The sequence below is a fragment of the Eubacteriaceae bacterium ES3 genome, assembly GCA_030586155.1.
In the GTDB taxonomy this organism is placed as follows: domain Bacteria; phylum Bacillota; class Clostridia; order Eubacteriales; family Eubacteriaceae; genus Acetobacterium.
The window spans coordinates 1,824,972-1,848,563 of sequence record CP130741.1 but is presented as its reverse complement, the minus strand read 5'-3'; the positions used below and the strand labels follow the sequence as shown (position 1 = coordinate 1,848,563).

The following is a 23,592-nucleotide window of genomic DNA, read 5'->3' as shown; positions in this document are numbered from 1 at the left end:
TTGAAAGAAGACACAATCAATACGTTTTTAAAGAATCAGTTTCATATAGATGAAACAGTTTATCAGTATGTCGAAAAAATTGAGAAGCAGGTAGCAGGTAAAAACAAGGCTATCGATGAGTTGGGTGAACTGCATCAGTATCGTGTAATTGCTGCCATGCAAAAACATAAGCTTAGTGAACGGCATTTTGCCGTAGCGACAGGTTATGGCTATGATGATCTAGGACGAGAAGCGGTAGAAAGTATTTTTGCTGATGTTTTTGGCGCCGAGGATGCTTTGGTCAGGCCTCATATTTCATCGGGAACCCATGCCATCAGTTTAGGTCTGTATGGGGTGTTAAGACCGGGTGATGAACTCTTGGCCATTTCCGGACTTCCATACGATACCATCCAAACGGTAATCGGGCTTAATGACAAATCCCAGGGGCATGGAACCCTAAAAGAATTTGGGATTCAATATAATCAGATTGAATTGAAGGAATCAGGAGCGTTTGATGAAGCTGCTATTCTGGCAGCCATTAATGATCGGACAAAAATGATCTATATTCAGCGCTCAACCGGTTACGGCTGGCGCAAGGCTATTAGCCTTGATGAAATGGAAGCAGTGATCAGAAAAATCAGAGCTGTCAAAAAAGATCTGATAATTTTTGTTGATAATTGTTATGGCGAATTTTTGGATAGCAAAGAGCCGGTCGCAGTCGGTGCTGACCTGATGGCAGGCTCGCTGATAAAGAATCCCGGAGGCGGATTGGCTCCGACGGGCGGTTATCTGGCCGGACGAAAAGATCTGATTCACCTGGCGGCCTGTCGTCTGGCAGCTCCGGGAGTGGCCCGGGAAACTGGGGCGACGCTGGGGATTAACCGAACGATATTGCAGGGACTTTTCCTGGCTCCAACGGTTGTCGCTCAGGCATTAAAATCAGCGGTTTTAGTGGCGGCGGCCTACAGGACTCTGGGTTATCCGGTTTGTCCGGAAGTTGATTCCTATCGCAGTGATATCATACAGAGTGTTAAACTAGGTAGTCCTGAGGCAGTGAAAATTTTCTGTCGGGCCATCCAGGAAGCGGCACCGGTGGATAGTTTTTTAACACCTGAACCCTGGGATATGCCAGGCTATGCTGATCCGGTGATTATGGCAGCCGGTGCTTTTATACAAGGTTCCTCTATCGAACTATCTGCTGATGCACCGATGAGAGCACCCTATATTGTTTATTTCCAGGGGGGATTAACCTATGCCCACGGCAAAATGGGCCTGATGCTGAGTCTTTCCCGTCTACAGCAAGAAAAGTTAATAAAGATAGAAAAAGAGGTACAAAATGATAACTAAAGAAAATATTGATAGAATTAATGAACTGGCACGAAAGAAAAAATCTGTCGGTTTAACCGAAGATGAATTGGATGAACAGATGACGCTGCGGGCGGCCTATCTTGAAGCGGTCAGAAAAAATGTAAAAGAGCAGCTGAGTCAGGTAGAAATAGTCGATTGACAGGGAGGTAAAGATGAGTCAGAAAGAAAAATCAGAAGGAACATTGCTAAAAGAAAAACTGGAAAAGAACTGGGATTCTGCCTGGAAGGATTTTACCGAAGACAAAGAACTGAAAACCTTTGGAGATGATTACCTGGAGTTTCTGACGATCGGGAAGACAGAACGTCAGTGGGTTAAAATGAGCATTGCCCTGGCTGAGAAAAAAGGATATCGTCCGCTCGAAAAAGCGATTAAAAAGGGTAAGCTGGAAGCTGGCGATAAGGTCTATGCGGTTCATAAAAATAAGACTGTCATCCTCTTTAATATCGGGAAAAAACCGATTGCTGAAGGGATGGCAATTATCGGGGCTCACATCGATGCGCCAAGACTGGATTTAAAACCTTCTCCTTTATATGAATCAGATGATTTGGGCTTATTCAAAACCCATTATTACGGTGGCATTAAAAAATACCATTGGGTTACGATCCCTTTGGCACTTCACGGTACAGTTATGAAAAAGGACGGCGGCTCAGTTGATATTTCAATTGGCGAGCACGCGGCTGATCCGGTATTTTGTATCACCGACCTGCTGCCCCACCTGTCACAAGAGCAAAATGGCAAAAAACTCAGTGAGGCGATTACCGGTGAAGGTCTGAATCTTTTAATCGGCAGCCGGCCATACCCGGAAAAGGATTTAAAAGAAGGCGTAAAAGCCAATCTGTTAAAGATTTTAAACGATAAATACGGGATTATTGAGGAAGATTTTGCTACTGCCGAGCTGGAAGTTGTACCGGCAGGAGCAGCCAGAAACGTTGGCTTCGACGAAAGTCTAATCGGCGGTTACGGGCAGGATGATCGCGTTTGCGCTTATACAGCGCTTAGAGCGATTCTGGATCAGGAAGATAAGTCTAAGCGTACCCAATGTGTGATCCTGGCCGATAAAGAAGAAATCGGCAGTGTCGGAAATACCGGAATGCATTCGCGATTTTTTGAAAATTCAGTGGCAGAAATAATTGATCTGCTGGGTGAGAAAAAACCCGAACTGACTTTAAGACGATGCCTGATGTCGTCAGAAATGCTGTCTGCTGATGTAACAGCGGGATTTGATCCTAATTATAGCGGCACCCATGATAAACTCAACGCCCCTTATATTGGCAAAGGAATCGTATTATCAAAATACGGCGGCGCCCGCGGGAAATCCGGTTCGAATGATGCCCATGCTGAATTTGTGAGTAAAATGAGAAAGCTGATGGATGATGCCGGCGTTGTCTGGCAAATGGGTGAGCTGGGACGTATCGATCTCGGCGGCGGCGGAACTATCGCTTATATTTTAGCCGAATATGGAATGGATGTTCTGGATTGTGGTCCGGCTCTTTTAAGCATGCACGCCCCATTTGAGATATCGTCGAAAATCGACGTTTTTATGACTTACAAAGGCTATCGCGAATTTTTGAAAAACAGTTAATTTAATCAGGTTTGGTTAAAGTTTAAAAAAATACTGCCCTCTGGTTTATCGGTGACGAACTGGAGGGCAGTTTTTTACTTAAAAAAAATGACGCAAAGTGTTAGCATCTAATAACATTGATGATTATCCAAGCGATTTTCACGTCTATAATTTGCATATTTAATATAAAACAAATAATTTACGAGAATTTAAAGTTTTTTAGGACAAAATAATCCATGTTACACAAAAAAATGTATCCGAATGTTATAGCCCAAAACACACAGGGTAGAATTTTAAACAATTTTTTTAATAGATATAGAAAAGTTGATGAGAATATGATATGATACAACTCATATATACAAGTATATCTCTAGACTAATATTGGGAAAATTCTTGTATGGAAAAATAATTTTGAGGGGTGTTTGACGTAAGATGGATGTAAAACATGGAACCTTTAATGGAGGAATCCACCCGCCTTATGGGAAAGAGAGCACTGCTGGTGTTCCCCTGGGCTTTGGCGATGCGCCAAAAGTGGTGACGATTCCCATGTCCTTGCACATTGGTGCACCGTGTACACCAGTAGTGAAAAAGGGCGATCAAGTTTATCTTGGCCAAAAAATCGGGGAACCAAATGGTTTTGTTTCTGCGCCGATTCATGCCAGTGTTTCCGGTAAAGTCATTGCTGTAGAGGAAAAACCTCATCCAAATGGGGATTTGGTAAAAGCAGTTGTGATCGAGTCCGATGGACTGGATACAGTCGATCCGGAAATCAAACCGTATGGATCTTTGGCAGACATGGAACCAGATGCGATCAAGAAAATGATTCTTGAAGCCGGTATTGTTGGTCTTGGGGGAGCAACCTTTCCAACACATGTAAAGCTTGCCATACCACCAGATAAACATGTGGATTGTATTGTTTTGAATGGCGCGGAATGTGAACCCTATTTGACAGCGGATCATCACCTGATGTTATCTAAACCTGAAAAGGTTGTCATGGGTTTGAAAATTGCCATGAAGGCGGTGGGTGTAACTAAGGGCTACATTGGTGTTGAAGATAACAAAAATGACGCAATTGAAGCGCTGGTTAAAGCAGCTTCCTCGGAATCGGGTATTGAAGTCTATTCATTACATACCAAATATCCGCAAGGGGCAGAAAAACAGTTGATCACCGCTGTAACAGGGCGTGAAGTGCCGTCAGGCGGGCTACCAGCAGATGCAGGCGTTGTCGTATTAAACGTCGGTACAGCAGCGCAAATTGCAGAAACTATGGAAACCGGTTTACCTCTATTTAAAAGAAATCTGACCTGTACCGGTGATGCCATTAAAAATCCTCAAACGCTTGAAGTTCGTGTTGGTGTTGAACTTCAGTCTGTGATTGACCAGTGTGGCGGCTTTGTTTCAGATCCGGGTAAAGTGATTATGGGTGGTCCGATGATGGGTGTATCTCAGTTCCAGACCAATGTTCCAGTAATCAAAGGAACCTCCGGTATTTTATGTCTGACCAAAGAAAGTACAAAAATTCCTGAGCCTTCAAACTGTATACATTGTGGAAAATGCATGACTGTTTGTCCAATTCATTTGCAGCCATTATATCTGGCGGAATACTCGCAGAGAAACAATTGGGATAAATGTGAGCAGAACAATGTCATGGATTGTATCGAATGTGGTAGCTGTTCATATATTTGTCCGGCAAAAAGAACACTGATTTCATCTATTCGAGTTGCGAAACGTGAAATTATTGCTCAGAGAAGAAAAGGAAATTAGGAGGAGAATTGATGAACGAATTAAAATTTACAGTGTCCTCATCTCCACATATTCGGGCTAATCATTCAACCGCCAGTATTATGCAGAATGTCATTATTGCGCTCTTGCCGGCGCTTGCTGTGGCCGGTTATGTGTTTGGTGTCTGGGCCTTGGCATTAGTGGCTATTTGCGTGATTTCCTGTGTTATAACAGAAGCTATTATTCAAAAATTATTAAAAAAACCTGTTACAATCAATGACTGGAGTGCCGTTGTTACCGGTGTTCTTCTGGCTTTCAATTTACCAATTGGTGCGCCATGGTGGATTGCTGTTATTGGATCTGTTTTTGCTATCGCTATTGTTAAACAATGTTTTGGCGGTCTGGGACAGAACTTTATGAACCCGGCTCTTGCAGCTCGAGCATTTTTATTGGCATCCTGGCCAACCCGAATGACTTCAACAGCCTATATTCCAGTATCTGATACAGTGACTACGGCAACACCATTAGCACTTTTAAAATCTGGAGAGCTGGCCTCTATGCCAACTACACTGGACTTATTTACAGGATTAAACGGAGTTTACGGCTGTATCGGTGAAATTTCTGCGTTAGCTCTACTTTTAGGTGGTGTTTACCTGATTATTCGCGGTATTATCAGCTGGCGAATTCCTGTTGTTTATATTGCTACGGTAGCTATATTAGCCGTGTTTTTTGGTGACAATCCACTAGTTCATATCTCGGCAGGCGGTTTGATGTTAGGTGCTTTCTTTATGGCAACTGACTATGCATCTTCTCCTGTCACTGCTAAAGGCCAGATTATTTACGCAATTGGCTGTGGTCTGATTACCATGATTATCAGAAAAATTGGTGGTTATCCTGAAGGGGTTTCATACTCTATTCTGTTAATGAATCTGGCTGCACCTTTAATTGAACGATTTACAAAAGATAGGGTCTATGGCGTTACTAAAACCAAGAAGGAGGCCAAAGCATAATGGAAAATACTGAAGCTAAAGTAAAAATCGATTGGGGCGTGGTTTTCAAGCTTGGAATGATTCTTTTCATTATCTCAGCTGTTGCTGCCTGCTTTTTGGCCCTGACTAATTACATGACCGAAGGCACTATTGCTGAAATGAACGAGCAAGCTAATATTGAAGCCCGTCAGGAAGTTTTGCCTGAAGCAACATCGTTTGAAGCTGTGGATGCTGAAGAACTGGCAGCTTTTGGTTCGGCAGCTGGTATTGAAAAAGCGGAAGAACTGGTTGAAGCTTTTGTTGGAATGAATGGTTCGGAGGTTGTCGGTTATACTTATAAAACGGCACCAGGAAGTGGTTTTAGTGGTACGGTTGAAGTTCTGACTGGGATTAGTGCTGACGGTACACTTTCAGGTATTACGATTTTAAGTCATAATGAGACTCCGGGTTTGGGTGCTCTCGCAACAACAGAAGGATTTAGAGATCAGTACAAAGGTTTATCTGCAACTGAAGAAGTAGCCGTTTCCAAAACAGGCGTAAGTGGAAATGAAATTCAGGCAATCACTGGTGCAACAATAACATCCAGAGCGGTTACTGATGGTGTGAATATTTCCATTGCAACTTACCAGGAAATGACGAAATAGGAGGAAAACAATGAATTTTGGAAAGAATTTAACAAGAGGAATTATCAAAGAAAATCCTGTTTTTGTCCTTTTACTTGGTATGTGTCCTACACTTGCGGTCACTACGTCAGCAATGAATGGAATGGGAATGGGACTGGCAACAATGGTTGTTTTAATTTGTTCAAATGTGGTTATATCGGCAATGCGTAAGATCATTCCGGACAGTATCCGTATTCCGGCTTTTATTGTAATCATTGCTTCATTCGTAACGATTGTTGGAATGCTTTTAAAAGCCTATTTACCGGCACTGGATGCTTCACTCGGGTTGTTTATTCCCCTGATTGTTGTTAACTGTGTTATTTTAGGACGTGCTGAAGCATTTGCTTTTTCTAACGGCATTGCTGATTCATTTGCCGATGGCTTAGGTATGGGTCTGGGATTCACATTATCTTTAACTATATTGGGGTCCGTACGTGAAATTTTGGGCGCTGGCAGTATTTTTGGTATGTCGCTGTTTGGTGCATCTTACGAACCGGTTTTACTGATGATTCTTCCTCCAGGCGCTTTTTTAACACTGGGGTTATTGATTGGATTAATTAATTTCCTTTCAAAAAAGAAAGCATAAGGGGGATAAAACAGAATGAATTTAGTTTTTATCGTTATCGGTGCAATTTTTATTAATAACGTTATTTTTTCCCGATTTTTGGGAATCTGTCCGTTTTTGGGTGTTTCCAAACAGGTTGAAACAGCAGCTGGTATGGGTGCGGCGGTTACCTTTGTTTTGGCGATGGCTTCTGCTATTACCTATGTGGTTCAATATGCGATTCTCGACCCCTTAAATCTTGGCTATTTGCAGACAATCGCCTTTATTCTGGTTATTGCAACACTGGTTCAGCTGGTGGAAATGGTTATTAAAAAAGCCAGTCCTTCACTGTATCAGGCATTAGGGGTTTATCTTCCTCTGATTACCACTAACTGTGCGGTTTTAGGGATTGCGCTTTTAAATATTCAATATGAGTATAATTTTATTGAAACTGTATTCCATGGGATTGGTGCAGCGCTTGGTTTTACCTTGGCAATTGTTCTGTTTGCCGGTGTTCGTGAACGACTTGAAACATCAGCTGTTCCGAAATCACTGGAAGGATTTCCAATTGCTCTGATTACCGCCGGTTTAATGTCGATTGCTTTTCTGGGCTTTTCCGGAATGCAACTGGGTTAAGGGAGGTATTAAATGTTAAATGCGATTTTAGTTCCAGTCGGTGTGATTGGTGTTTTTGGACTTGTATTTGGAGTCGGTTTGGCGATTGCTTCAAAAGTGTTTGAAGTGTATGTAGACCCCAGAGTACCAGAAGTCAGGGCGGCTTTACCAGGTGCTAACTGTGGTGGTTGCGGACTACCTGGTTGTGACGCCTTAGCTACCAATATTGTTGAAGGTAAAGCTGGTATTAATGACTGTCCTGTTGGCGGTCCGGACTGTGCCGCAGCTATTGCTGCCATCATGGGAATGGAAGCTGGTTCTTCTGTCAAACAAGTTGCGACAGTGATTTGCCAGGGTTCATGTGAAAATGCTCCTAACCGTGCGGAATACTATGGCGAGATGGATTGTCGTGAAGCGATGGTTGCTTCCGGCGGAAATAAAGGCTGTCGTTATGGCTGTATGGGCTATGGCACCTGTAAAAGTGTCTGTCCCTTCGATGCAATTGTAATGGGCGAAGATGGTCTGCCAGCGGTTGATCCGGAAAAATGTACCTCATGCGGTAAGTGTATCGATGCTTGTCCTAAGAGTATTATGAAACTGGTTCCTGCTGCACAGGAAGTGAGAATCGAGTGTAATAATCACGATCGTGGTAAAAATGCAAGATTGGTTTGTAAAACAGCCTGTATCGGATGTGGTGCTTGTGTCAAAGCTTGTCGCTTTGATGCTGTTAAAGTAGAAAACAACTGCGCCATTATCGATTACGACAAGTGTCGTCAATGTTACGAATGTGTCGATAAGTGCCCAATGAACTGTATTTCAGGTGACCTGGAATATGGTAAAACTACGGCTTATATTATTGACGAAAACTGTATCGGTTGTGGCTTGTGTGCTAAAAACTGTCCAGTCGATGCAATCACTGGAGAGATTAAGAAGCCACCATATGTAATTGATCACGATATGTGTATTGGCTGCGGTATCTGTTTCGACAAGTGTCGTAAAAACGCAATTGAAATGAGACCAAATAAAGTTAAGTAGTTAAAAGTATTTTCTTTATTAATAGTCATAAAAACCTTATAAATTCAGCTATTGAATTTATAAGGTTTTTTCTTGTATTGGGCTTGAAAAAATTAAAATTTAATGTTTTTTTTAGGAAATCTGTATAAAATAACGTCTAAATCTGTTAAAATAAATTAAGTAAAAAAGTCTGCTCTAAATCGCTTTTCATCACAGCTGTGATGAATTCTTTTTTCTATTGATATTATGAAGCGTGAAGAGTCGGATTGGAAATTTTTACACTTATAAAAAAATTTACACTTAAGTACAGACAGGGGAGGCAGCATTATCGCAATAAAGTACAAATATACGGTTTCAAAATCCCATGAGATGATTTTAAAGGACGAACTGATCAATCGCTATGATTATTCCAGTCGACTGATTCGAGAAATTAAGAGAAATGGTCAGATGCAGGTTAACGGTGAAAACTGCTGGGTCAATCGACAATTAAAAAAAGGCGACCAGATCGAGATTACCATGCCGGAAGAAAAGCTGGACGGTATTCCAACAGCTTCTGAATTTGCTATTGTATATGAAGATGAAGAAATTCTTATCATTAATAAATCATCATATTGTATTACCCATCCCACGGGAAACCATCAGGATAATACCCTGGCAAACTACATCAGTTATCATTGGCAGGAAAATGATGTTCAGGCTAAAGTCCGTTTTATCAATCGCCTGGACCGTGATACAACAGGCTTAATTGCAGTGGCAAAAAATAAGTATGTGCATCATTATGTTCAAAAGCAAATGAGTGACAGAAGAACACTGAAGCGCTACCTGGCTTTTGTCTATGGAAAACCTCAAAAGAAACAGGGGGTGATCAGAGCGCCGATTGATTTGTTAAATGAAGATTCATTTATTCGGGTGGTTTCTGAAACCGGTCAGGAGGCCGAAACCCATTATCGGCTGGTAGCAGAATGTGAAAATGCCTGTTTAATGGAATTGGAATTAAAAACCGGTCGTACCCATCAGATTAGAGTGCATATGCATCATTTGGGAATACCAATCATTGGTGACCCCCTGTACTCGACAGAAGCATCAAAAGATTATAGTGATAAGCTTGGGATGTCCCATCAGGCCCTGCATGCTTCAGAATTAAAGATTAAACTCCCCTTGCGAGGAGATTTTCATTTTAAGGCAGAGATGCATCAGAATATGTTAGAATTACAGCGAAAGCTATTGAATAAGGATGAAGAGGTAAGGAATGAGCGTTAAGGAAAAAAAAGGAATTAAAAGAAAAAAGAAGAAAAGACATATTCTGGTCACCATATTGCTTGTCTTATTGGTACTGGCATTAGTCGGTGGCGGTTTCATGTATTCAATTTACGCAGCGAACCGGATGGATATTTCGGGATACGAATATACTGCAAAAGATAAGACTTATGTTTATAGTGCTGACAATGCAGTAATAGCGGAACTGTATATTAAAAACAGAACCAATGTTACCATTGATCAGATTCCGATTCAATTGCAGCAGGCGCTGGTCGCTGTCGAGGATTCGCGATTCTATTCCCATTCGGGAATTGACCCAATTGGGATAGTGCGTGCCTTTTTCTCGAATGTAGCCAGCAGTGGGATTAGTTCAGGAGCTAGTACTATCACTCAGCAGCTGGCAAGAACCCTGTTTTTACCAGACATAGCTTCCGAGCAGACATTTCAGGATTCGCTGATGAGAAAGTTAAAAGAGATTTCTATTGCCCTCCAATTGGAAGAGATGTATACAAAAGACCAGATTCTGGAGATGTTCTTTAACGAAACATATTTCGGATCGAGTGCCTATGGAATAGAAGAAGCAGCCAGAACATATTTTAATAAGAGTGTTTCGGAAGTTGATCTGGCAGAAGCAGCTATGCTGGCTGGCCTACCCCAGGCACCAAGTGCTTATGCACCTAACTCTGATTTTGAGGCTGCCAAAGCGCGACAGCTTCAGGTACTCGAACGGATGGTGGATCAGGGATATATTAGTCAGGAAGAGGCCGATGCGGCATACGCCGAGGAACTGGTCATCAGGGACCCGGAGACGATTAACAATGACGACCAGATTGTGGATGGCTATGAAGCTTTTGTAAATATGGCCCTGCAGGAATATGCAGAAAATCAGGCCCCATCTGTTATGCAGCAACGTGGTATTTCAGAAGATGATGCAATTTCATACATTCGTGAAACCATTGCCAGCGGCGGATATAATATCCACACAACAATTAATACCAATATGCAGGGGGATGCGATAAATTCACTGCAGGTTGGACTTGAAGATTACGGTTTAACAGATGATGAAACCGGAGCGGTGGTAACCATCGACCTTGATGGTGCAGTAAAGGCTTATTATGGCGGGAATACCCAGATTGATATGGCCAATACCCCCAGGCAGCCGGGATCAAATATCAAACCTTTATATTATGCAGCTGGTATCGATAAAGGGCTGATTGGCCCCAATACCTTAATCGCCGATACCAAAACGACTTTTTACGGTTCCTATACACCGAATAACTATGACCACGGTTATCACGGAAATGTGACAGTTCGGCAGGCGCTGATAAATTCTTACAATATTCCAGCGGTAAAAGTATTTGATAAAGTGGGTATAGATTCAGCAATTACTTTTATGGAGCAAATGGGAATATCAACTTTCGTTGATACAGATTATAACCTGGCAACCGCACTTGGAGGGATGACCTACGGAATTAAACCCTACGAAATGGCGGCAGCATTTAACTGTTTAAATAATGGTGGTGTTTACAATGAACCATATTTTACCTCGTCTATAGAGACCGTTGCCGGCGAGGTAATCTATTCTAAGGATACAGCTGGCCTGGTTACCCGAAAAGTTATGTCTGATACTACGGCAACAACGATGATGGATATCCTGGAAGATGTTGTTAATTACGGGACTGGATCAGCGGCAGCACAGATTTACACAACTGCCGGTAAGACTGGTACAACCCATGATAACAAGGATTTATGGTTTACCGGAGTGACGGGGAACCTTTCAACAACGATTTGGCTTGGCAGCCCGGCCAACACGGTATTATCAGGTGGAAGTTATATCGCAGCCGGGATCTATGGTAATTATATGGGTATGGTTATTGATCAGGACTTATTAACCACAACAGAAATGACCAGAACTTCTAACGAAGGTTCAGTCACAAATGTAACTTCAATCGGCAGTGGTGTGACGGTGACTGAAGATAAAGAAGAAGAAAAGACTGAAGAAACCCCGACTGATGAGAATACCGACACCGAAACTCCGACCGACACCGAAGAAGATGTGGATGTAACCCCTGTAGAACCGGAAGTTCCAACGGAGCCGGAAACGCCGGTGGAACCGGAAGAACCAGTGGAACCGGAAGAACCAACCGATACAGGTGATGCAACAACCGACACGGATACGCCGATAACAGAACCGGAAACACCTGTTTCAGAATAAGAGGATATTATGATTTTCAAAAAAGAGATGTTAAAGAAGGAAGTCAGAAGCAATATGCGGGGCGGCAGTGGTGAGGTCGCACTGACTCATCTTGCTGATGAAATGATACTGGGGAAGAACTGCAGATTGTTTTCAAAGACTTTGTTAAAGCCAGGTGATTCAATTGGAGACCATCCCCATCATGGCGAGAAAGAAATTTATGTTTTTCTAAAAGGTCAGGGTCTCGTGACTGATGATGACAAAGAAGTCGCTGTTTTTCCGGGTGATGTGATGGTAACACCGGACGGACATAGCCATAGTGTTTTAAACACTGGCGACGAGGATCTTGAGTTTATCGCCTTAATTCTTAAGGACAGCATTGACAACTAAAAGATTAAACGCAGTGATAGCCACATTGGAAAGTCTCTACGGGGATGCCGGATGTGGCTTGAACTTTACTAGCCCCTTTGAGTTGCTGGTAGCTACCATCCTGTCAGCACAATGTACAGATGTTCGGGTCAACATTGTCACGGAAGAACTCTATAAAAAATATAATACTCCCGAAAAAATACTTTCACTGGGAGAAGCAGAACTGCAAAAGAAAATTCGCACCTGTGGTCTGGCCAATACCAAAGCAAAAAATATTATTTTAACCTGTCAGAAACTACTTGAAGAGTTTGGCGGGGATGTGCCGCAGTCGATGAATGAATTAACTTCCCTTCCCGGTGTTGGTCGTAAAACGGCTAATGTTGTTATGAGCAATGCTTTCGGAATACCGGCAATCGCGGTTGATACCCATGTTTTTAGAGTAGCCAGGAGAATTGGTCTGGCTCAAGGGGAGAGTGTCTTAGCCGTTGAAAAGGAACTCAGAGCATTACTGCCCCAGGAAGTCTGGTCAAACGCCCATCATTGGCTGATCTGGCATGGCAGAATATGCTGTACAGCTAGAAAACCCAAATGTTCTGCTTGTGAATTAAACGAATTTTGCAGCTACGAGCAGAAAGAAATGATCTGAAGTCAGCTTAATTATTTCTTGTGTTTTTCTTAATAATAGTTTATGATTAACGATAGATATTTTATTAGGAGGAAAAAGGAATGAAAAAAAGAATTATCAGTATGCTTCTTGCTGCAATGTTGATCCTATCGGTATCAGTATTTGCAGGATGCTCTTCATCTACCTCAAGTGATGAAGTGATTAAAATTGGTTTCATCGGACCAATGTCCGGAGATGCTGCCATTTATGGAACATCTGCGTCAGAAGGTGCTCAACTGGCGATTAATGAAATTAATGAAGCGGGTGGAATTGATGGAAAAACTGTTGAACTGGTAGCTTATGATTCAAAAGCTGACCAAACAGAAGCGATCAATGCTTACAACCGTTTAAGAGATCAGGATGAAGTGGTTGCCGTTATCGGTGGAACACTTAGTGGCGAAACTCTGGCCATGAAAGATTTAATGGTTGCAGATAATATGCCAGTTTTATCACCAACTGCTACAGCTGTTGATGTTACTGTTGATGCTCCAAATATCTTTAGAGCTTGTTTCCTTGATGATTATCAGGGTAAAGCCGCAGCTAACTTCGCTTCTAATGATTTGGGTGCAACTACTGCAGCATTAATGGTAGGAACAGGAAACCCTTACTCAGAAGGCGTTAGCGCAGCTTTTGAAGAAGTCTTTACTGCTAATGGCGGTACAATTGTTGGGTCTGAATCTTATGGTACTACTGACAAAGATTTCAGTGCTCAGTTAACTAAGATTAAAGAGCTGAATCCAGAAATTGTATTTGTTCCTGATTATGTTCAGACTGTTGGTCCAATCCTTCAGAAAGCTTCAGAAATGGGTATTACTGCTACATTCATGGGAGCTGACGGATGGGATGGTATCCAGGAAGAATATGCTGACGCAGCACAGGATAACTTCTTTACCAATCACTACGCAGCTGATTCACCATCTGAACTGGTACAAAGCTTTATTACCGCATATCAGGATGAGTATGGTTCAGTACCAAATTCATTTGCTGCTTTAGGATATGATGCTGTCTATGTTATGACTCAGGCAATCAGCGCTGCTGGTTCAACTGAAGCAGATGCAATCATCACAGCATTGTCAGAAACTGAAAATGAAGGTGTAACAGGAACTCTTAAATTTGATGAAAACGGAGATCCATTAGACAAGGAAGTTACTATTATTCGCGTTGATCAGGGCGAACTGAAGTTTGAGACTCAGGTTGTCAATTAATTAGAATAAAATATTTCTTGGCATGATATCGGATATAGAAGAGGTCACTCTTCTATATCCATTTTATTGTTTTACAGAGCATAGCAAGTTATCTATCGTCTGCTCTAAATACAAATAAGGGGGAGTTATTGTGAGTTTATTTCTGCAACAGCTGATTAATGGGCTAAATGTAGGAAGTATTTATGCGCTGATTGCAATTGGCTATACGATGGTTTACGGGATTATCAAGCTGATTAATTTCGCTCACGGTGAAATTATGATGTTTGGTGCGTATTTTGCTTTTATTGCAGCAACCAGTTACAATATGCCCGTCTGGGCGATTTTTTTGACATCGATGGTTATTATGGCGGTTCTGGGTGTAGCGATTGAGTTTATTGCTTATCGACCACTGCGAAATGCGCCGCGTTTATCGGCCTTAATTACAGCAATTGGTGTAAGTATATTTTTACAAAATTTAGCACTTCTGATTTTCAAAGCTGATCCTAAAGTAATGCCTAAGCTATTTCCAGAAAAAATATTTTATCTGGGAACTATTGAGATCAGTTCAACAACTTTGATAACAGTCGGGTTGTCAATTGTATTTATGATTTTACTGGATTTATATATCCGCAAAACCAAACAGGGTCGTGCCATGCGTGCCGTCTCCGAAGACAAGGATGCTGCGATTCTTATGGGGATTAATGTTAATCGGACAATCTCTTTGACATTCGCCTTGGGTTCAGCTTTAGGTGCTCTTGGTGGTGTTTTGTACAGTGTTGCCTACATTCAGGTTTTTCCGACAATGGGTGTCATGCCTGGTCTAAAAGCATTTATTGCTGCGGTACTGGGCGGTATCGGAATTGTTCCGGGAGCAATGCTTGGAGGCTTTATTATCGGAATGGTCGAAACAATGACAAAAGCCTATATTTCCACAACTTGGGCTGATGCGATAGTATTTGCGATTCTCATCATCGTTCTGCTTTTCAAACCAACCGGAATTCTTGGCAAGAATACAAGAGAGAAGGTGTGAGAATGGATTCAAAAAAGAAAAAATCATATATTATTAATACTGGCGCCATTGCGCTTCTATATCTTGTGTTTTTTATTTTAATTCAGACGAAGACAATCAACAATTACTATATCGGGATTATGATCATGACTTGTATCATGATTATTATGGCCTTAAGTTTGAATATTGTCGCTGGATTTTTAGGACAAATGGCGCTGGGACATGCTGGTTTTATGGCAATTGGAGCCTATTCGTCGGCAATGGTAACAAAGTCAATCGTAGATGCGGGTGTAGAACTGCCAGGTATTCTACTTCTTTGCCTGGCGATGGCAGTCGGCGGTATCGTCGCCGGAATTTTTGGGGTTCTTATTGGAACACCGACACTGCGATTACGGGGTGACTACCTGGGAATCGTAACCATCGGTTTTGCCGAAATTATTAGAATCTTCTTTATCAATTTCGGACCAACTGGCGGTGCAGCGGGCTATAAGGGTATCAGTAAACTTGTTAATTTTAACAATGTGTTTTTTATCACCGTAATAGTGGCGATACTGATTTTCACATTTGCCCGTTCAAAGCACGGGCGAGCGATCATTTCAATTCGTGAAGATGAGATTGCCTCGGAGTCAGCCGGTGTACCGACAACTATTTACAAAGTCCTCGGCTTTACAATGGCAGCCTTTTTTGCTGGTGTGGGCGGAGCCTTATACGCTCATTATCAGGCATTTCTGGAGCCAAGTAAATTTGCCTTTATGTTTTCTATAGAAATGTTTGTTATCGTTGTTCTTGGTGGCTTGGGTAGTCTCACCGGCTCGATACTGTCGGCAATAGTACTAACTGTTTTGCCGGAAATGTTACGTGAGTTTTCAGAATACAGACTTCTGATTTATTCTCTTCTATTGATTATCATGATGATATTCAGACCTCAGGGTATGCTGGGAAGAGCAGAGTTTTCATTAACAGATTTTATTGATAAAATGACAATGAAAAAGAGCAGAAAATCGACAACGGACGGAGGTGACCAGTAATGCCGGTTATGGAGGCCAAAGATATAACCATGCAATTTGGTGGTCTTACTGCAGTTGATAAATTTAATTTAAAGCTTGAAGCGCATGAGCTGGTAGGCTTGATTGGACCAAACGGAGCTGGAAAAACGACAATTTTTAATATGCTGACGGGAGTTTATGTCCCGACAATGGGTACAATTAACATCGAAGGTCAGAGTATTATTGGAAAAAGTACTAATGAAATTGTCAAAATGGGTGCCAGTCGAACTTTTCAGAATATCAGATTATTCAAAGACTTAACTGCAATCGAAAATGTAAAAATTGCATATCATAATTTTATCGATTATAATTTGATACAAGGAATGTTTAGAACAAAGAAATTCTGGACGGAAGAAAAAAAAGCTCATGAAGAATGCTACAAACTACTTGAGATTTTTGATATGGGAGAATACGCTGATACACTTGCGAAAAATTTGCCTTACGGTCAGCAGCGAAAACTGGAAATTGCCAGAGCACTGGCAACAGATCCCAAAGTGTTAATGCTTGATGAACCGGCAGCCGGTATGAATCCAAATGAAACAGCTGAATTAATGAAGACTATTCATTTTATCCGGGACAAATTTGACATCACCGTACTGCTGATTGAACATGACATGAAACTGGTCATGGGAATTTGCGAACGGATCGTGGTCGTTGATTATGGCAAGACCATAGCCGAAGGAACTCCTGATGAAATTAAATCGAATCCAGATGTTATTCGAGCTTATCTGGGCGATTAGGAGGCGGGAATGCTTAAAGTAAAAGATTTAAACGTACATTATGGAAAGATTCACGCCATCAAAGGTATTAATTTTGAAGTCAATGAGGGCGAAATTGTTACTCTGATTGGTGCGAATGGAGCAGGAAAAACAACGATTCTTCAAACTGTCTCAGGTATTTTAAAACCGAGTGAGGGGATGATTACATTTGAAGGCGAAAATATCAATAAAGTTCCTTCATATCAGATCCCTGTTCTAGGAATTGCGCATGTTCCTGAAGGACGAAGAATTTTTGCTGAAATGACAGTATATGAAAATCTTCTGATGGGTGCCTATATCAGAAAAGATAAGGCAGCTATTCAGCAGGATATGGAAAAAATATTCAATAATTTCCCAAGACTAAAGGAACGTATCAAACAGATTGCCGGTACCTTAAGTGGTGGAGAACAACAGATGTTAGCCATGGGGAGAGCCTTAATGACCAGACCCAAGCTGATCTTACTGGATGAACCTTCGATGGGATTGGCGCCATTATTGGTCGACGAAATTTTTGATATGATTCAAACAATCAACAGTGAGGGCACGACGGTTCTTCTGGTTGAACAGAATGCTAACAAAGCTTTGCACATTGCTAACCGTGCATATGTCCTGGAAACTGGTGTCATAAAACTAGAAGGCAACGCCAGAGATCTGATGGCAAATCCGGAGGTTCAGGAAGCCTATCTGGGTGGTTAAGTCAAAAGTTTATTATTCAGAATAATATAGTGGAGCTCTGGCTTGTGTCAGGGCTTCCGTATTGAGAATGATTGGTAAATAATATTTAAAGTTCTTTAAATTTATCCAGAATATTTGTCGGATAGGTTTGAATATGTTAAAATGAATAAAGTTTTTAAAATCCTTGAATTTTCATGATTGATATGGAATATTTCCTATGATATACTGTTAAAATTCAATGAAAATAATATTTTTGTTAAGGACACGGAGGAAAGAATGAGTTCAACATTAGAAAGTATTGAAAAAAGCACAGCAACGATAAAAATCGAAATTAGTCCTGAGGAATATTCACAGGCGGTCAAAAAAGCCTATGATAAAAATAAAAAACGGTTTTCAGTACCAGGATTCAGAAAAGGTAAAGTACCTAAACAGGTTATTGAGTCCCATTATGGAAAAGGTATTTTTATGGAAGATGCCATTGATATTGTGTTTCCATCAGCTTACACAAAGGCGCTGGAAGAAATTGATATCAATCCTGTTACACGACCTGATCTGGAACAGATCGAAAAAATCAGTGAAGAAGAAGGCGCAACTTTTATTGTAAAAGTCGGTGTTAAACCAGAAATTGTTCTTGGTGATTATAAAGGCGCTGAAATTGATTCACTTGAACCAGTAATTTCTGAAGAAAAAATAGCAGCAGAATTAGAAAAAATGCAGGATCAGAACAGCCGATTAGTCACCCTTGAAGAAGGTGAAGTGAAAGACGGTTCAGTAGCAACAATTGACTATGAAGGATTCCTTGGAGATGAACCATTTGTCGGCGGAAAAGATTCTGATTATGATTTAAAAATCGGAAGCCAGACATTTATTCCCGGTTTTGAAGAGCAACTGATTGGTGGAAAAATCGGTGAGTCTCTTGATGTAAATGTTACTTTCCCGGAAGAATATCACGCAGAAAACCTTAAAGGTAAGGATGTTGTGTTTAAAGTTCAAATTAAGGGTATCAAAGAAAAAGAACTTCCTGTTCTTGATGATGAATTTGCTAAAGATGTTAGTGAATTCGACACTCTGGAGGAGTTAAAAGAAGATTTAACTAAAAAATTATTCGAAACTGAAAAAGAACAGCTAAAAGGTAAAGCACAATCAGATGTTGTGGAATTTGCCCTGGCGAGTGCAGAATTTGATGTTCCTGACCTAATGATCGAAGAAGAAGTAGATCAGAATATGCAAACATTTGAAAATCAGATGAGCCAGCAGGGTCTGACATTGGATGATTATTTCAAATACACCAATACAAGTCGTGTTGATTTCCGAAACAACTTAAAAGGCGATGCTGAAAAGAATATTAGAGTTGAACTTGTTCTGGCAACGATTGGTGAAGTTGAAAATGTTGAAGTAACTGAAGAAGAAGTCGATGCCGAAATTAAAGTCTTTGCAGAAGCTTATGGTAAAGATTTTGAAGAATATAAAGGCTCGCTGCAGGATCGTATGATTGAATACATCGAGGCAAATGTCAGAAGAAGAAAAACTATTGATATGCTTTTAGATGCTGCTGTTCAAAAAGCTGAGTAGTTTAAGAAAGTAGAGATGTTGCATATGTTAAGGAGTATAACAGATCAACCGCAAATAACCGGAAATCTCGTTCCAATGGTAATTGAACAGACCGGACGGGGAGAACGATCCTTTGATCTGTTTTCTCGTCTCTTAAAAGAACGAATTATATTTTTAAATGGCGAAGTCAACGATGCGATGGCATCATTAATCGTTGGTCAGCTAATTTTCCTGGAATCAGAAAATGCTGAAAAAGACATTCAGGTCTATATTAACAGTCCTGGGGGCTCAATAACAGCTGGAATGGCAATTTATGATACCATGAATTATATTAAATGTGATGTTTCAACAATTTGTATTGGGATGGCGGCATCAATGGGTGCGTTCTTACTAGCTGCGGGGGAAAAGGGAAAGCGTTTTTCTTTACCAAACAGTGAAGTAATGATTCATCAGCCTTTAGGTGGTGCCCAGGGACAAAGTACTGATGTGGAAATTCACGCTCGTCGTCTGATTCAGACACGAGAAAAACTAAATACAATTCTAAGCGAAAGAACCGGACAGCCAATTGAGACTATTGCTAAAGATACAGACCGCGATAATTTCATGACTGCAGAAGAAGCAAAAGCTTACGGTTTAATTGATGAGATTATTGTAAAAAGATAGGAGGCTTGAAGATGACTAATAAAGATGATGGATTTGACTCAGCAAGATGTTCTTTTTGCGGAAAAAGCCAGTCTCAAGTTAAGCGAATGGTAGCTGGTCCTGGTGTTTATATTTGCAATGAATGTATCGAACTATGTCAGGAAATTATTGACGTCGAGAGTATTGCTGCAGATATTTCCATGGAATCTGTACCCAAGCCAAGAGAAATTAAAGATAAATTGAGTGAATATGTTATTTCACAGAACAAAGCTAAGCGTGCGCTTTCAGTTGCAGTTTATAATCACTATAAACGAATATCTTCAATTGTTGAAAATGATCCCGAGGTGGAACTGCAAAAGAGTAATATTTTACTGATTGGACCGACTGGTTCTGGTAAAACACTGCTGGCTCAAACACTTGCCAGAGTACTCAATGTGCCTTTTGCGATTGCTGATGCCACATCATTAACTGAAGCGGGTTATGTCGGTGAAGATGTTGAAAACATTCTTTTAAAACTTTTGCAGGCTGCAAATTTTGACGTTGAACGCGCTGAAACCGGGATTATATACATCGACGAAATAGACAAAATTGCCCGTAAAGGGGATAACCCGTCTATTACCCGAGATGTTAGCGGAGAAGGAGTACAGCAGGCGCTTTTAAAAATACTCGAAGGAACGGTTGCTAATGTTCCGCCCCAGGGTGGACGTAAACATCCTCATCAAGATTTTATTCAAATCAATACTAACAATATTCTATTTATCTGCGGTGGTGCATTTGATGGAATGGATAAAGTTATTGAGAAAAGAATTGATAAAAGTTCGATGGGATTTGGCGCCGATATCAGAAATAGTGCTCAAAAACTTGAAGATGAGGATTATAAAGATGTACAACCTCAAGATCTGCTAAAATATGGATTAATACCTGAGTTCATCGGAAGAATACCTGTAATTGCTTCACTTGAACACCTCGATGAGGCTGCATTAATTGAGATCCTGACTGAACCGAAGAATGCATTGGTTAAACAATACATTAAAATGTTTAAAATAGAAGGTGTAGATCTTGAATTTCAGCAGGACGCTCTGGTAGCGATTGCCCAAAAGGCACTCGACAACAAAACAGGTGCCCGCGGTCTGAGAGGTATTATCGAGACAATTATGCTTGATATTATGTTTGACGTGCCATCTAATGAAAATATCGAAAGAGTCATTATCACTAAAGAAGTGGTTGACAATAAAGTTGAGCCAATTCTTATTCTTAGTAATAATACTGGGCTTGAAAAGGAAAAAAACGACGAAGTATCATAATTATAAGTTTGGCTGTTCGTGAGGCTGTTGAGAAATTCTTTCAAGGTGCGCGTACAGCCTTTTCCTGTCGATTGGCATGAACATGAAAGGGGAATGACTATGGAAGAAAGTTTAGATAATAATACTATTTCAGAAGATATTTCAGGTCAGGCTAACCTGTCCGATTCAGATCTGTTATTAATGGAAAAAGAAGTGTTACCGCTGATCCCACTGCGTGGTATGAGTGTATTTCCCGGTATGGTTATCCATTTTGATGTGGGACGCCCAAAATCGGTAAAGGCCCTGGAAGTTGCTATGGAGCGGAATCAGATGGCTTTTCTGGTAACCCAAAAAGAAATGAAAAAAGAAGAAATTACAATCGACGATTTTTTCCGCATCGGATGTAAAGTCAAAGTCAAGCAGTTGCTAAAAATGCCGGATGGTTTAGTTCGAGTTCTAGTTGAAGTTCGTGAGCGTCGGGAAATTATTGATTTTGAAAGTATTGATCCCTACTTTATGGTCAAAACTGAGATGATCAACTCCGTTTATCGCGATTCAAAGGAAAACAGAACACTTATCCGAATGATTCGTGAGACCTTCTCGAATTATATGAACATTACCAGAAAAGTGGCTGCTGATTTGATTACATCAGTTGAATCGATTGAGAATCCGGACCAGTTAATTGACACTATTGGGGCAAATTTATTTCTTGAGCTGCAGGAAAGTCAGAAACTGATTCAAGAAACGGATATTAATAAACGTCTGCGTCTGACTTACGAAATTTTAGTTGAAGAGCTGGAACTGATTAAAATAGAAAACAATATTGATGAAAAAGTTCGCAATGAAATGTATAAGCATCAGCGGGAATATTATTTACGTGAGCAGATCAAAATAATCCAGAATGAGCTGGGTGAAGGTGATGTGCAGACAGATGTTGAAAAATACAGACAACGACTTAGTGAACTCGATGTCGAAGATGAAGTCAGAGATAAAGTGACCAATGAGATTAATCGTCTGAACAAGGTCCCCCAGGGTTCCTCAGAAGCTGGTCTGATCCAAACTTATGTCGAATGGATTCTGGATCTGCCTTGGAATACCATGACCGAGGAAACGATTGATGTATCGATTGCCAGAAAGATTTTAGATGAAGATCATTATTCACTAAAAAATGTAAAAGAGCGTATTCTTGAATATATTTCTGTTTTACAGCTTTCTAGCGGATTGAAATCTCCGATTATCTGTTTGGTAGGACCGCCAGGTGTTGGAAAAACTTCGATTGCAAAATCGATCGCCAGAGCCCTTAATCGGAAGTATGTCCGCATGTCATTGGGTGGAGTTCGCGATGAAGCTGAAATTCGTGGTCATCGCCGAACCTATATTGGGGCAATACCTGGCCGGATTATCTATAATCTGAAAAAAGTTGGCAGTAGAAATCCACTATTTTTACTGGATGAAGTCGACAAACTGGGACAGGATTTTAATGGGGATCCGGCATCAGCTTTGCTTGAAGTCTTAGATCCAGAGCAAAATAATTCATTTACAGATCATTATCTGGAACTACCCTTTGATTTGTCTCAGGTTTTATTCCTGACAACTGCCAATTCATTAAACACTATTCCACGGCCACTACTCGATCGTATGGAAATAATCGATGTTAATGGTTATGTTGAAAGTGAAAAACTGGAAATTGCCAAAAGATATCTGATTCCTAAGCAGTTTGAGATTCATGGATTAAAAAAATCTACCTGTCGTATCAGTGAGAGTGTTATTAAGAATATTATTGAGTATTACACCCGTGAGTCTGGCGTTCGTGAGTTGGATCGAAAAATTGCTCAGCTTTGCCGGGTAGCAGCTAAAGATATCGTTGAAAATGATAAAAAATCTGTTAGTATTACTCAAAAGAATTTAAGTAAATTTTTGGGCAAACATCGATTCAGTTTTGATTTGGCTGAGGATACAAAAGAGGTTGGTTTGGTCAACGGTCTGGCCTGGACACCAGTTGGCGGTGATACTTTACAAATTGAAGTCATTGTCGTAGATGGAACTGGAAAAATCGAGATTACTGGTCAGCTGGGTGATGTTATGAAAGAGTCTGTTAAGGCAGGCATCAGTTTCATTAGATCCCAAGTTGAAGTTCTGGGTATTGCCAATGATTTTTATACAAAGAAAGATATACATATTCATGTGCCAGAGGGTGCAGTGCCCAAAGACGGTCCTTCGGCGGGTATTACAATAGCGACTGCACTAATATCTGCTTTAACTAATAAAGGTGTTCCTCAAAATTTGGCTATGACCGGTGAAATTACTTTGAGAGGCCGTGTTTTACCAATTGGCGGACTACGGGAAAAACTGACCGCAGCGCATCGGGCAGGAATTAAAGATATCATTCTCCCAAAAGAAAATGAAAAAGATCTTGAAGATGTGCCAGAAGTCGTCCTAGAAGCTTTAAACATTAATATGGTTTCAAAGATGAATGAAGTAATCAAGATTGTTTTTAAGTAAATG

General features: G+C 40.8%; 22 protein-coding genes. All 22 read left to right on the top strand.

Annotated features, from left to right (window positions below; genetic code table 11):
* The 22 genes from Q5O24_08420 to lon all read left to right on the top strand — a co-directional run bounded on the left by Q5O24_08420 (position 1) and on the right by lon (position 23,589).
* Entirely contained in the window at positions 1–1,326 is a 1,326-nt protein-coding gene (locus Q5O24_08420; GenBank protein ID WKY46411.1) for a methionine gamma-lyase family protein, read from the top strand.
* Entirely contained in the window at positions 1,316–1,486 is a 171-nt protein-coding gene (locus tag Q5O24_08415; GenBank protein ID WKY46410.1) for a DUF896 domain-containing protein, read from the top strand. The genes Q5O24_08420 and Q5O24_08415 overlap by 11 nt, the downstream gene beginning before the upstream one ends.
* Before the next feature lie 13 nt (positions 1,487–1,499).
* Positions 1,500–2,930, top strand: coding sequence for an aminopeptidase (locus tag Q5O24_08410; GenBank protein ID WKY46409.1), 1,431 nt, complete (start codon positions 1,500–1,502; stop codon positions 2,928–2,930).
* Positions 2,931–3,341: 411 nt separating this feature from the next.
* Entirely contained in the window at positions 3,342–4,673 is a 1,332-nt protein-coding gene (gene rsxC / locus Q5O24_08405) for an electron transport complex subunit RsxC (GenBank protein WKY46408.1), read from the top strand.
* Positions 4,674–4,684: 11 nt separating this feature from the next.
* A complete protein-coding gene (locus tag Q5O24_08400; protein WKY46407.1) occupies positions 4,685–5,641 on the top strand; it encodes an RnfABCDGE type electron transport complex subunit D in 957 nt (318 codons plus the stop codon).
* Complete coding sequence (locus Q5O24_08395; GenBank protein ID WKY46406.1) at positions 5,641–6,264, top strand: RnfABCDGE type electron transport complex subunit G; 624 nt, start codon at positions 5,641–5,643, stop codon at positions 6,262–6,264. Before Q5O24_08400 ends, Q5O24_08395 begins: the two co-directional genes overlap by 1 nt.
* Before the next feature lie 10 nt (positions 6,265–6,274).
* Complete coding sequence (locus Q5O24_08390; protein ID WKY46405.1) at positions 6,275–6,868, top strand: electron transport complex subunit E; 594 nt, start codon at positions 6,275–6,277, stop codon at positions 6,866–6,868.
* Positions 6,869–6,883: 15 nt separating this feature from the next.
* Positions 6,884–7,462, top strand: a complete 579-nt coding sequence (gene rsxA, locus Q5O24_08385) for an electron transport complex subunit RsxA (GenBank protein WKY46404.1) — start codon at positions 6,884–6,886, stop codon at positions 7,460–7,462.
* A 12-nt stretch (positions 7,463–7,474) separates the two neighbouring features.
* Entirely contained in the window at positions 7,475–8,476 is a 1,002-nt protein-coding gene (locus tag Q5O24_08380; GenBank protein WKY46403.1) for a 4Fe-4S binding protein, read from the top strand.
* A gap of 348 nt (positions 8,477–8,824) precedes the next feature.
* Positions 8,825–9,715, top strand: coding sequence for an RluA family pseudouridine synthase (locus tag Q5O24_08375; protein WKY46402.1), 891 nt, complete (start codon positions 8,825–8,827; stop codon positions 9,713–9,715).
* On the top strand, positions 9,705–11,927 hold the full coding sequence (locus Q5O24_08370) for a transglycosylase domain-containing protein (GenBank protein WKY46401.1): 2,223 nt from the start codon (positions 9,705–9,707) through the stop codon (positions 11,925–11,927). Before Q5O24_08375 ends, Q5O24_08370 begins: the two co-directional genes overlap by 11 nt.
* A gap of 9 nt (positions 11,928–11,936) precedes the next feature.
* The gene (locus Q5O24_08365) at positions 11,937–12,296 is read left to right on the top strand and encodes a cupin domain-containing protein (GenBank protein WKY46400.1); all 360 of its coding nucleotides are present in this window, start codon (positions 11,937–11,939) and stop codon (positions 12,294–12,296) included.
* Positions 12,286–12,921, top strand: coding sequence for an endonuclease III (gene nth, locus Q5O24_08360; GenBank protein ID WKY46399.1), 636 nt, complete (start codon positions 12,286–12,288; stop codon positions 12,919–12,921). The genes Q5O24_08365 and nth overlap by 11 nt, the downstream gene beginning before the upstream one ends.
* A gap of 80 nt (positions 12,922–13,001) precedes the next feature.
* On the top strand, positions 13,002–14,144 hold the full coding sequence (locus Q5O24_08355) for an ABC transporter substrate-binding protein (GenBank protein WKY46398.1): 1,143 nt from the start codon (positions 13,002–13,004) through the stop codon (positions 14,142–14,144).
* A gap of 127 nt (positions 14,145–14,271) precedes the next feature.
* Positions 14,272–15,153, top strand: a complete 882-nt coding sequence (locus tag Q5O24_08350; GenBank protein ID WKY49233.1) for a branched-chain amino acid ABC transporter permease — start codon at positions 14,272–14,274, stop codon at positions 15,151–15,153.
* A 2-nt stretch (positions 15,154–15,155) separates the two neighbouring features.
* Entirely contained in the window at positions 15,156–16,160 is a 1,005-nt protein-coding gene (locus Q5O24_08345) for a branched-chain amino acid ABC transporter permease (protein ID WKY46397.1), read from the top strand.
* Positions 16,160–16,918 carry an ABC transporter ATP-binding protein gene (locus tag Q5O24_08340; GenBank protein WKY46396.1) on the top strand — a complete coding sequence of 253 codons (759 nt, stop codon included), beginning with the start codon at positions 16,160–16,162 and terminating at the stop codon, positions 16,916–16,918. The genes Q5O24_08345 and Q5O24_08340 overlap by 1 nt, the downstream gene beginning before the upstream one ends.
* 9 nt (positions 16,919–16,927) lie before the next feature.
* Positions 16,928–17,632, top strand: coding sequence for an ABC transporter ATP-binding protein (locus Q5O24_08335; protein WKY46395.1), 705 nt, complete (start codon positions 16,928–16,930; stop codon positions 17,630–17,632).
* A 255-nt stretch (positions 17,633–17,887) separates the two neighbouring features.
* Complete coding sequence (gene tig / locus Q5O24_08330) at positions 17,888–19,183, top strand: trigger factor (GenBank protein WKY46394.1); 1,296 nt, start codon at positions 17,888–17,890, stop codon at positions 19,181–19,183.
* 24 nt (positions 19,184–19,207) lie between these two features.
* Positions 19,208–19,825, top strand: coding sequence for an ATP-dependent Clp endopeptidase proteolytic subunit ClpP (gene clpP / locus Q5O24_08325; GenBank protein WKY46393.1), 618 nt, complete (start codon positions 19,208–19,210; stop codon positions 19,823–19,825).
* A gap of 11 nt (positions 19,826–19,836) precedes the next feature.
* On the top strand, positions 19,837–21,108 hold the full coding sequence (gene clpX, locus Q5O24_08320; protein WKY46392.1) for an ATP-dependent Clp protease ATP-binding subunit ClpX: 1,272 nt from the start codon (positions 19,837–19,839) through the stop codon (positions 21,106–21,108).
* A gap of 99 nt (positions 21,109–21,207) precedes the next feature.
* Complete coding sequence (lon, locus tag Q5O24_08315; protein ID WKY46391.1) at positions 21,208–23,589, top strand: endopeptidase La; 2,382 nt, start codon at positions 21,208–21,210, stop codon at positions 23,587–23,589.
* Positions 23,590–23,592: the final 3 nt, after the last annotated feature.

Excerpts from the sequence above, each read along its gene's own strand:
- Q5O24_08415 (WKY46410.1), top strand. The coding sequence starts at position 1,316 with ATGATAACTAAAGAAAATATTGATAGAATTAATGAACTGGCACGAAAG.
- Q5O24_08410 (WKY46409.1), top strand. The coding sequence starts at position 1,500 with ATGAGTCAGAAAGAAAAATCAGAAGGAACATTGCTAAAAGAAAAACTG.
- rsxC (WKY46408.1), top strand. The coding sequence starts at position 3,342 with ATGGATGTAAAACATGGAACCTTTAATGGAGGAATCCACCCGCCTTAT.
- Q5O24_08400 (WKY46407.1), top strand. The coding sequence starts at position 4,685 with ATGAACGAATTAAAATTTACAGTGTCCTCATCTCCACATATTCGGGCT.
- Q5O24_08395 (WKY46406.1), top strand. The coding sequence starts at position 5,641 with ATGGAAAATACTGAAGCTAAAGTAAAAATCGATTGGGGCGTGGTTTTC.
- Q5O24_08390 (WKY46405.1), top strand. The coding sequence starts at position 6,275 with ATGAATTTTGGAAAGAATTTAACAAGAGGAATTATCAAAGAAAATCCT.
- rsxA (WKY46404.1), top strand. The coding sequence starts at position 6,884 with ATGAATTTAGTTTTTATCGTTATCGGTGCAATTTTTATTAATAACGTT.
- Q5O24_08380 (WKY46403.1), top strand. The coding sequence starts at position 7,475 with ATGTTAAATGCGATTTTAGTTCCAGTCGGTGTGATTGGTGTTTTTGGA.
- Q5O24_08375 (WKY46402.1), top strand. The coding sequence starts at position 8,825 with ATGATTTTAAAGGACGAACTGATCAATCGCTATGATTATTCCAGTCGA.
- Q5O24_08370 (WKY46401.1), top strand. The coding sequence starts at position 9,705 with ATGAGCGTTAAGGAAAAAAAAGGAATTAAAAGAAAAAAGAAGAAAAGA.
- Q5O24_08365 (WKY46400.1), top strand. The coding sequence starts at position 11,937 with ATGATTTTCAAAAAAGAGATGTTAAAGAAGGAAGTCAGAAGCAATATG.
- Q5O24_08355 (WKY46398.1), top strand. The coding sequence starts at position 13,002 with ATGAAAAAAAGAATTATCAGTATGCTTCTTGCTGCAATGTTGATCCTA.
- Q5O24_08345 (WKY46397.1), top strand. The coding sequence starts at position 15,156 with ATGGATTCAAAAAAGAAAAAATCATATATTATTAATACTGGCGCCATT.
- Q5O24_08340 (WKY46396.1), top strand. The coding sequence starts at position 16,160 with ATGCCGGTTATGGAGGCCAAAGATATAACCATGCAATTTGGTGGTCTT.
- Q5O24_08335 (WKY46395.1), top strand. The coding sequence starts at position 16,928 with ATGCTTAAAGTAAAAGATTTAAACGTACATTATGGAAAGATTCACGCC.
- tig (WKY46394.1), top strand. The coding sequence starts at position 17,888 with ATGAGTTCAACATTAGAAAGTATTGAAAAAAGCACAGCAACGATAAAA.
- clpP (WKY46393.1), top strand. The coding sequence starts at position 19,208 with ATGTTAAGGAGTATAACAGATCAACCGCAAATAACCGGAAATCTCGTT.
- clpX (WKY46392.1), top strand. The coding sequence starts at position 19,837 with ATGACTAATAAAGATGATGGATTTGACTCAGCAAGATGTTCTTTTTGC.
- lon (WKY46391.1), top strand. The coding sequence starts at position 21,208 with ATGGAAGAAAGTTTAGATAATAATACTATTTCAGAAGATATTTCAGGT.